The organism is Ohtaekwangia sp. (genome assembly GCF_036786105.1).
Lineage (GTDB): Bacteria > Bacteroidota > Bacteroidia > Cytophagales > Cyclobacteriaceae > Ohtaekwangia.
The window spans coordinates 4,032-12,584 of sequence record NZ_DAIQRQ010000095.1; the positions used below are offsets into that span (position 1 = coordinate 4,032).

Consider the following 8,553-nt stretch of genomic DNA (forward strand, 5'->3'; position numbering starts at 1 on the left):
CTGAACATGACTTACTATGGCAACGTAGTGCCTGGAGAATGGCTTACTACCCAGGCATACAAAGGTATCTTTATCGAACTTGTACAGCCTCTGTCTGGTCAAAGTATGTTTCATGATTATCTTGCTGCACATCCCGCAGGCGGTATTCAGCACAACGCGTTTCGTTTGCCGGTTAGTGGGTTCGAGCAGGTTACTAATAATCTTCGTGAACAAGGATATAAAGTTATCAGTGAAGTGGATCATCCTATAGCACGCATGGTTTTTTTCGATACATACAAACCACTGGGCGTTGTTACCGAGATCATGGGCATTACCCCGGACGGATGGAACGCTATTGAACAAATGGAAAAAAATTGAAGGATAGAAATGGCATAGTAAATAAATAGTTAAAACTTAAATGAAAAGTATATATGAGCAAAGTTAAAGTAACAGCATTTTCAATTTCACTGGATGGCTACGGAGCCGGGCCTGATCAAAGTCTGGAAACTCCGCTTGGTAAAGGTGGTGAACAACTTCATGAATGGTTCATTCCTACAAAAATGTTTCAGAGAATGATGAACAAAGAGGAGGGAACAGAAGGAACGGATAATGATTTTGCTGAAAAGTCATTTGAAAATATAGGTGCATGGATCATGGGGCGCAATATGTTCGGACCCATCCGCGGACCGTGGCCCAACGATGAATGGAAAGGCTGGTGGGGTGACACTCCGCCCTATCATGTGCCGGTATTTGTTTTAACGAACCATGCAAGGGAACCTATTAATATGAAAGGCGGAACTACATTTCATTTTGTGACCGATGGTATTGAATCTGCATTGGAGAAAGCAAAGAAAGCGGCCAACGGAAAGGATATACGCATTGGCGGAGGTGTATCAACGATCCGGCAATTTTTACAGGCAGGGTATATAGATGAAATGCATCTTGCTTTTTCGCCTGTATTTCTCGGAGCCGGTGAACATCTATTTGCAGGTATTGATTTGCCAAAACTTGGCTTTACAGACGTGCAGACAACCTACAGCGAAAACGCTGCACATGTGATACTGAAGAAAGGCAAGTAACGATTACACACATGAGTCGCGAATAACCTATAAACTGTCGCGTTTGACCTCCGGCTGAATTTAATTTTCTCATCACCTTTGTTCCGTTAACCAACACAAACTCGTGGAGCAGCACCACCAAAAAAAACGGGCGTATCCGAAAAGCCTTACGAGTAGGAGAAATAAAAATATATATCGTATGTCTAACAGTGTTTCATTACACAGAGTGCTGAAAGCCTCTCCTGAAAAAGTATTCCGTGCATTTACCGATGCCACCGCGATAGCGTCATGGTTGCCACCCTGGGGATTTCTTTGCACCGTTCATCAAATGAAAGCAGAGAAGGGCGGTACATTTAAGATGTCGTTCACAAATTTCTCAACAGGCAGCAGCCATTCTTTCGGCGGTACATATATAGATGTCAAGCCGAATGAATTTTTAAAATATACCGATAAATTTGATGACCCCAATCTGCCGGGTGAAATGACTACGTCTGTGTCGCTCCGGCAAACCATGGTAGGCACGGAAATAAAAATAATACAGGAAGGAATTCCTGCTGCCATTCCTGCAGAGATGTGTTACCTGGGTTGGCAAGAGTCGCTTGAGAAGCTGACACGGCTGGTAGAACCGGTGATACCGGATGCTTGAGACAATGAGAATTTTAGAGGATTTGTACAGAAAGCTTCACAGAGACGTGGAGCTTTTTTTGTGTTAACGTCTGTTTACGATATATACTATATGCATACCGAATGTATCGTCATGACCGCAATTGCTAGAAGGAGTAAACCTATACCTTAAACGGGGTATAGATAATTTTTATTATTCAGATGTTGTCGCCAACCTATATTTTACATACTTTAGGCTAACGATTCCTTCCCGCCTGATCCACTCGATCGCAAGCCCATCAGGAGTCAATGCAAAGAATGAATTTCGAGACCTTCGTCCTCTCAGAAGGATTGGGTGTTTATTCATTTGGAGTAAATTCAATTATATAATGTTAGACTGCTATGATTGCATTGTGCAAATCAGAAAGGACACTTCTTGCATTGAAGAAGTCAAAGATGTGTCGCCTGGGAAAAATCAGGCTGGGTGAGTTTCGCTACTATTACCGTTTCAAAAAGAAGAGCCTATTGATGAAATAAATTCAATCTTAATCTATATTATGAAGAAGTGTTTTACGCTGTTTTTTCTATTTATCGCGTTTCATCTTTACAGTCAGGATGATGCAGTTGTGCTTGTGATCTCTAATATGGATTGTAAAATTCTATTGGATGGTATTGAAAAGGGCACGTCAAAGTCTGGTTCATCTGTGCGAGTAGTTACATCGGCGGGAGAGCATTACGTAGAAGCGCAGCCGTTCGATTCTAAACTACAAGCAAAAGGAGAAGTTCTTACTCTGGAATCCAATAAGCAGAGGATTTTGAAAGTACAATTTGAAACGGCTTCTGCAGGAGTTGAACCTATTAAAGTTTCCGACTTGAACATTTCATTGCCTGGCATTGTAACCGTTGCTGCCTGGAATACAGATCATCCTAATCAGAATTATCCTTTTCCCACCGAATGGTTCGCGTTTGAAAAAGGTGATGAAATTATTCTTAATGCAACGATGTCAAATAAGAATGGCACGAATGTAATCAGTGTAGCTACCTATCCGGATCAAGTTGTACGTTACTCAAATAATTCGTTCGTGGAACTGAAAGATGTGCGCATAAAGGTAGAGCAACGAAGTATCTTTGCGTTTGTACTGGGAACAAACCATGCATTTGACAGGAATTGTTTTCTTAAGATTCAGAGGAAACCTGCCAGCCAGGAAAGTGCAGCGTTCAACTCGACTGTATCGAAAAAAAAGGTATATACTCCTGTTTCGATTCAAGAAGTACAGGATTTTTTTATCAATGGGGGCTTAAATGCAACGTTGTCCACGGGAAAATCGCGGGTTATTGTTCCTGTATCGTTACCTAAAAATACAGTCGAATGGTATTACCGATTCTCTTCATCAAGAAGAAAGGAAGACATTGAACATGTAAAAGCAAATTTCAAGCTCTTTTCAGAGATAGCCACTGTGACACTTGGATTAACAGGAGTTAGTGCAGTCATAACGGAAGGTATTTTCAGCAGTTTAGCTCAACCTCCTGGGGCTGATTTTTGTGACATATACCTGTTGCCATCAGAGTATAGCTCCGCCTTTGAAGCGAAGCTTGACAATCAATGGAAGCACTATCAGGATGGTAGTCGGCAGAATTTTAAATCCGGAAATGTACGTGTCACATGCTGTAATACAGGTCACCTTTACTTAGGCATAAAAAATCCGGCTGCAACCATAGGTATTAATGTCTCCATTGAAGTTGTAGCGATAACAGTAAAAGAAGATTATGTAATGGAACATGAAGGAAAGTAAAGCAATACAAAACGGTAACTGTTTCTATATAATTGATCCCGCTGGGTTACCAAAAGAATTTTTATGACTGACTTAAAGCGCTAACGCTTAATTATCTAGTAATTATTAATTACTGCCGCTCCCGAATTGCTCACCTAGGAAGAGAGTACAAAGAACATCAAAGTGGTATAAAGGTAATGATTCTTTTCAAACCAATCTGGATTGCAGTTGATCCTTCCAAAGGATAAATCCTTTCTTCAATTCAGAGTAGTCATGAATAATTCTTGAAAAGTTTTCCCGCGGCTTATCAATGAATGCCTGCCGGCCATTGGATCGAATGAAGCCAAGATCCTGCTCAATCTCTTTCAGTTTACTTTTCAAAGTTGCTTTATGCTTTTCAACATTCCAGATGTAAGTGGCTTCTTCAGTGTCAAGAGTTTCCCAAATGATGTGATATTGTTGGTCTCCAGTTAAAAGAAACACAAAAGAAAATGGGAGAAGAACGAAACGAACGCGCAATACAGATCTATCGTGTTTTCCTGCTAGGTATCGGAGTTGTTCATAGTGTTTGGCGTCCTTCATCTTTAGAATTTCATCAATCAACTCTTCACCAGATTTGTAAAGACTGTTGTCTATTGAACTTGAACTTTCCTGTAACTGTTGAACATCCAATAAATTATCAGAATTGAGATCTGGTATTCTACCAATTAAAGTTTTCGTAACAAAACGAAACTTAACGGCCTCAACTAGTTCTTTGTTGATCTTGTCAAGGTCCTCTGAGAAGGCTATATATGATTTGATTTTGTCGAATTCAATCTTGTAGCTGATATTAACTCGAATGCTCTTAACTTTCAGAAACTTGGCGAAGTAAGGTTTCAGTACTTCAAACTCCGGTCGCATTTCTTTATTCTCAACTTCAAACTGAGCTTCTGTAGTAATCTGAGGTACTTTATACTTAAATGCTACAATACCAAATTTGAATAACAGTTGCTCCAAGGGGATTTTCGCAACAGTTTCATAAGCCTGCGGTCCTCGTTCTACTTCCCTTTCAAATAGAATACCTTCAGAATAAAGTTTTTTGTAATAGATATCTCGTTTTTGAAACAACACTTCGAGGTATTGAATTTTGCTATCTCTGTAATCGTAAATGGTTGGTGCGATTTCGGATCGCTGAACTCTGCCTATATATTGAATCAACTTTCCTTCGAACGAGAAAGGATAAACAAGAAAGACAGACGAAATACTCGAAAGATCGCTACCTTCCCCGAAGTACTGCCCTGTAGTAATTAAAGCTTGAAAATTTCCATCCTTCAACAGTTTCCATTTGAGAGACTTCGACTGTTCGCTATCATCTCCACTCAAAGTCACCGTTTCGTAGAATTGCTTAAGGTATAAGTTGAGTGTATCTATATGCTCCTTCCTTTCAGAGATCAAGACAACTTTCTTACCTTGATTCAATTCGGTCATTACATCCTCTATGATAATTTTGTTCCTCGTAGAATCGTGAACAAGCACTTTGGAAAGTGTTTCAAACTTATCAGTCTTTGAGTCAAAAGGAATTGAAAGAGCGGTATTACGAATTACGATTTTGGCTTTAGGCTGATTCTCAACCTGGCTTCCTCTAATCTCAGCAACTAAGTCTCCGATGTAGGTAAAGATCAACTTCCCGTCATTATACTTTCTAAAAGGTGTTGCTGTTAGCCCATACATATAGAATGAATGCAACTTACTAATCACCGAACGATAAGTTTCTGCCGGAACGTGGTGACACTCGTCAATGATGATCGTTCCAAATTGTTGACAGAGGGCTTGCCCATCTTCTGAAGCCAGAACTTTCGTTAGACTCTGGATCATAGCAACACTTATCAACTTTCCGGATTGAATTTTTCCACCTGCAATTTTACCGATATCCTTTCTCGGAATCTTTAGAAATGACTCAGTCCGCTCTATCCATTGATCAGCTAGTTGCTTGCGATGAACAACGATAAGTGCAGGTTGTGCCTTTTCAGCAATGATTGCCAAGCCAAGCACAGTTTTGCCAGAACCTGGTGGTGCGACTATTACACCAAAATCCTTTTTGGTACTTTGATTCAATGCGTCTTCCTGATGAGCTTTGAGGCTTATATGCGCTGTAAATTTTACACGGCCTTTCTTCTCCCGTTCATCAAGGAAATTGTTAGCGATGTTTTGATCCTTACAAAAGCGTAAAAGCTTTCCGATAAAACCTCGTGGAATAAAAACTTGGTTGCCCTCCTCCTCAACTAACTTGAAGTTTCTAGCTACGCCCCAAGTGTTCTTTCCGAGCTTCTTTTTTATTAGAAATTCCGAACTGGTAAAGTTTAACTCTTCTTTAATAAAGTTTATCAACGTCAACGGAACAGCATTCCGGTTAAGAACCACCTTGTTAGAAAGTCTAATTGTTAATGTTCCGGATGTTTTCATTTCAATCGAAGGAGCGGAACTACCAAGTAACTTGTCTAGTTGCGTAGCGTTAACTCGCTTGATGTCTTTTAAAAACTGCCATTGATCGGGATACACCTTTGTAGTAGCAGGATTCACAAAACAACTATTGCCTTGGTCGATTGATTTTTTGAATAAAGGAAGCGCGATTAGATTTCCTAGACCTTTTCCCGATAGCGAGTCTTGATTTGGAAACAGACGATCGAAGCTTGAATCCTTGTCGAATACTGAAAAGATCCCTGTCGCCTGAAGTAAGGACAGAAATATCTTTCGGCTCTTGAATGCTGGATATGCTTCTGAAAAGAATAGCCAAACATGCCCGCCATTCCCAGACCTTGATCGTTCTAAATAAACTGGCAGATTAGCAGCCTCGCAAGCTTGGATAAATTTCCGTGCTTCCTCTGGCCAATTGTCTCCATCAAAGTCTGCTGCAATAAAATGAGATGTATTGTTAAGTAATAAAGGATAAATACCAATCAATTGTTCACCTAACAGATGACGCTTTACTTGTTCATCCGTCAGAGGCTGTAAGGTTTTATGTGCATAGTTGGCGAGAGTGCCACCTTTCGCTTTATGAATTCTATAGTGGTACGGGTCAAATTGATATGATGGCATGTAGCCGCTTTTGTTTCCTTTCTCCCATCGGATAGCGAAAGCATCTTCTCTGCCATTGAAGAGAAAACGGAATAATTTGATTTGTTCAACGTCTATCACCGTTAATTCGATTGATACTTGAATGCTTTTGCTATTGCATTCCTCTCGGCTTTAGGTATCCCAACCTTTTCTGCAATTGACTCCCATTTAGAAACCTCGGACTGGATAACGCTAATAATTTCAGTCGCCTTTTCATCAGAAACTCTAAAGTACTCGGCCACTTCCAACGCAAGATCTATTGACAAGGCATTGTCTGTTGTTGAAATATTTAGGCTGAGTCCGGTGCCAGTCGGTACTGGGTTAATATCATATGCAGGTGAAAGCGTCCATCCCTTATCAGTTAAAAGGAATCCATGATTTCGTAAATGATCATCGGTATTACTGATCGAGATGTAAAAGACAATTCTTCTCCATAGCTCTTCAAGATCTGCATCCGGACTCGCTCCATTTTGCATGATAAACTCAGCAAGATCCAAATAGCTTGCGCCCGATGAATGATTTGTTCCATCCGTACGTCCAAGTAATGTCATAGCTGAAGCAAAGTGAATGCGTTCACCTTGAGACGTCCGATCAAATCGTTTTGTTAAGAAGGTGTGCTTCTTACTGTAAAACTTTCCAGTAACTGATTCTGGTACATTAATGCCTGCATTCCTCGCGAGATCATACGCTACTTTTTCCCAACCTCCGATGTCTCGATCATCTTGCAGGCTGGGAAATTTTGCAATCCATAACTCTCCATGCTCATCTAACACGCTTGCTTTCGGACGTGCGCCTCCAAGAGAAGAGCCGGGAGCGACTAGCAGATTGAGCCATCTCAAATTTTCTGCATCATGGCCGCCATCTTCTTCCAGCTTTAAGCTTGCATGTTCAAGTTCACGAATTGATGTCCATGGCGGAGTGGCCATACTTGTGTTCCTATTTAGGAATGGACCATCGAGCGAATCTTTAAATCTAATCGCGCCCATCCGATGGCCATCATAAACTCCAAGTAGATAGTCTGTTTCAAAAAGATTTTTTGGCGGTCGTCCTTCACTTCGTGCTATTGCAGCTTCGCGTCTATCCATCAGCGTTCGTCCCCATCGGTCAGGTGATGAATCGAGGAAAATTCCAAAGTTTGGCTTTTCGTCATTGAGATATTGTATTCCGCTAAAAAAGCCCAGATCTGGATCGAGAGCCTGTGAGCTTCGGGATTTTAACCAAGCCTCGTTATACTCAAATGAAAATATTTCCTTTCCTCGCAGAAGCGTTGAATGAAGCAAACCCATCAAGGTTGGCTGTCCAAGGCCAACCCAGTCGGCATAAACGTATATCGTTCTATGTGCGCCTTTCTTAGCCATTTTTATTCGAGGTTTTTGGCGCTCGTTCTTTTACTATGAGTTCGGCATCCTGAAGTTTTCTTCCTAACGGATCGTCCCCCGCCAGTTTCAGCAAGTCTTTTTCAAGGCCCAAAACAAAGAGGACTTGAGCGTAAGCGGCTATAGCCACGCCCCCGGCTCCTTTTTCAATATTCCAAAGGGTCGGTCTACTGATATTCGCGCGTTCAGCAACTTGTTCAGTGCTTAGCTTTCTTCTAAGTCGGGCTAGTTTGATATTCTCACCTACCTGAACAAGCGTCTTTTCCATTTTGGGCAATAGGATGACTTTTCGTGTCCTCATAATGTTAATTATATTTAACAAAAATAGACTATTTGATAATAATATTTATCATTATACAGAATTTAACTGACGAAACGGCCTTTTAAAGAGAGGTATGTATGCATGGGCATGGCCGGAAAAAACACCGTTTTTAAATGTATTAAACATCAAATTAGGCCTCATTTTAAGGTTTACTAAGATTTTGACCTCAAAGGGCCATCGTATTTAAACTGAAAACAGGGTTCAACGTGCCCGCCCATTCTCCGCATTTTTTGCGGAGAAAAGACGTCTAATCTCCGCAGGAATTCCTGATTTGGCGAAGTAAAATTGTCTCGATCAGTCATGCATTCGAAATCTTACAACTTTCACCTCCTCAAACCTCTTCTCTTCTT

The 8,553-nt window shown here is 40.8% G+C and carries 7 protein-coding genes; 4 read left to right on the forward strand and 3 right to left on the reverse strand.

The window, feature by feature from the left end; translation table 11 throughout:
* The 4 genes from V7Q33_RS22220 to V7Q33_RS22235 form a co-directional block, all read left to right on the forward strand.
* A partial coding sequence (locus tag V7Q33_RS22220) for a hypothetical protein (protein ID WP_333821331.1) occupies positions 1 to 357 on the forward strand: 357 nt, incomplete at its 5' end.
* A 53-nt stretch (positions 358 to 410) separates the two neighbouring features.
* A complete protein-coding gene (locus tag V7Q33_RS22225) occupies positions 411 to 1,058 on the forward strand; it encodes a dihydrofolate reductase family protein (protein WP_333821332.1) in 648 nt (215 codons plus the stop codon).
* 178 nt (positions 1,059 to 1,236) lie between these two features.
* A complete protein-coding gene (locus tag V7Q33_RS22230; protein WP_333821334.1) occupies positions 1,237 to 1,683 on the forward strand; it encodes an SRPBCC family protein in 447 nt (148 codons plus the stop codon).
* A gap of 514 nt (positions 1,684 to 2,197) precedes the next feature.
* Positions 2,198 to 3,433, forward strand: coding sequence for a hypothetical protein (locus tag V7Q33_RS22235; protein WP_333821335.1), 1,236 nt, complete (start codon positions 2,198 to 2,200; stop codon positions 3,431 to 3,433).
* A 186-nt stretch (positions 3,434 to 3,619) separates the two neighbouring features.
* Here V7Q33_RS22235 and V7Q33_RS22240 read toward each other — a convergent pair whose 3' ends face one another.
* The 3 genes from V7Q33_RS22240 to V7Q33_RS22250 are packed head-to-tail and all read right to left on the reverse strand — an operon-like array spanning position 3,620 to position 8,182.
* Positions 3,620 to 6,586 carry a TOTE conflict system archaeo-eukaryotic primase domain-containing protein gene (locus V7Q33_RS22240; RefSeq protein WP_333821337.1) on the reverse strand — a complete coding sequence of 989 codons (2,967 nt, stop codon included), beginning with the start codon at positions 6,584 to 6,586 and terminating at the stop codon, positions 3,620 to 3,622.
* Positions 6,587 to 6,588: 2 nt separating this feature from the next.
* The gene (locus V7Q33_RS22245) at positions 6,589 to 7,863 is read right to left on the reverse strand and encodes a type II toxin-antitoxin system HipA family toxin (protein WP_333821339.1); all 1,275 of its coding nucleotides are present in this window, start codon (positions 7,861 to 7,863) and stop codon (positions 6,589 to 6,591) included.
* On the reverse strand, positions 7,856 to 8,182 hold the full coding sequence (locus V7Q33_RS22250; protein ID WP_331978360.1) for a helix-turn-helix domain-containing protein: 327 nt from the start codon (positions 8,180 to 8,182) through the stop codon (positions 7,856 to 7,858). Before V7Q33_RS22250 ends, V7Q33_RS22245 begins: the two co-directional genes overlap by 8 nt.
* Positions 8,183 to 8,553 lie beyond the last annotated feature (371 nt).

Coding starts and splice junctions, on each gene's coding strand:
- V7Q33_RS22225 (WP_333821332.1), top strand. CDS start 411: ATGAGCAAAGTTAAAGTAACAGCATTTTCAATTTCACTGGATGGCTAC.
- V7Q33_RS22230 (WP_333821334.1), top strand. CDS start 1,237: ATGTCTAACAGTGTTTCATTACACAGAGTGCTGAAAGCCTCTCCTGAA.
- V7Q33_RS22235 (WP_333821335.1), top strand. CDS start 2,198: ATGAAGAAGTGTTTTACGCTGTTTTTTCTATTTATCGCGTTTCATCTT.
- V7Q33_RS22245 (WP_333821339.1), bottom strand. CDS start 7,863: ATGGCTAAGAAAGGCGCACATAGAACGATATACGTTTATGCCGACTGG.
- V7Q33_RS22250 (WP_331978360.1), bottom strand. CDS start 8,182: ATGAGGACACGAAAAGTCATCCTATTGCCCAAAATGGAAAAGACGCTT.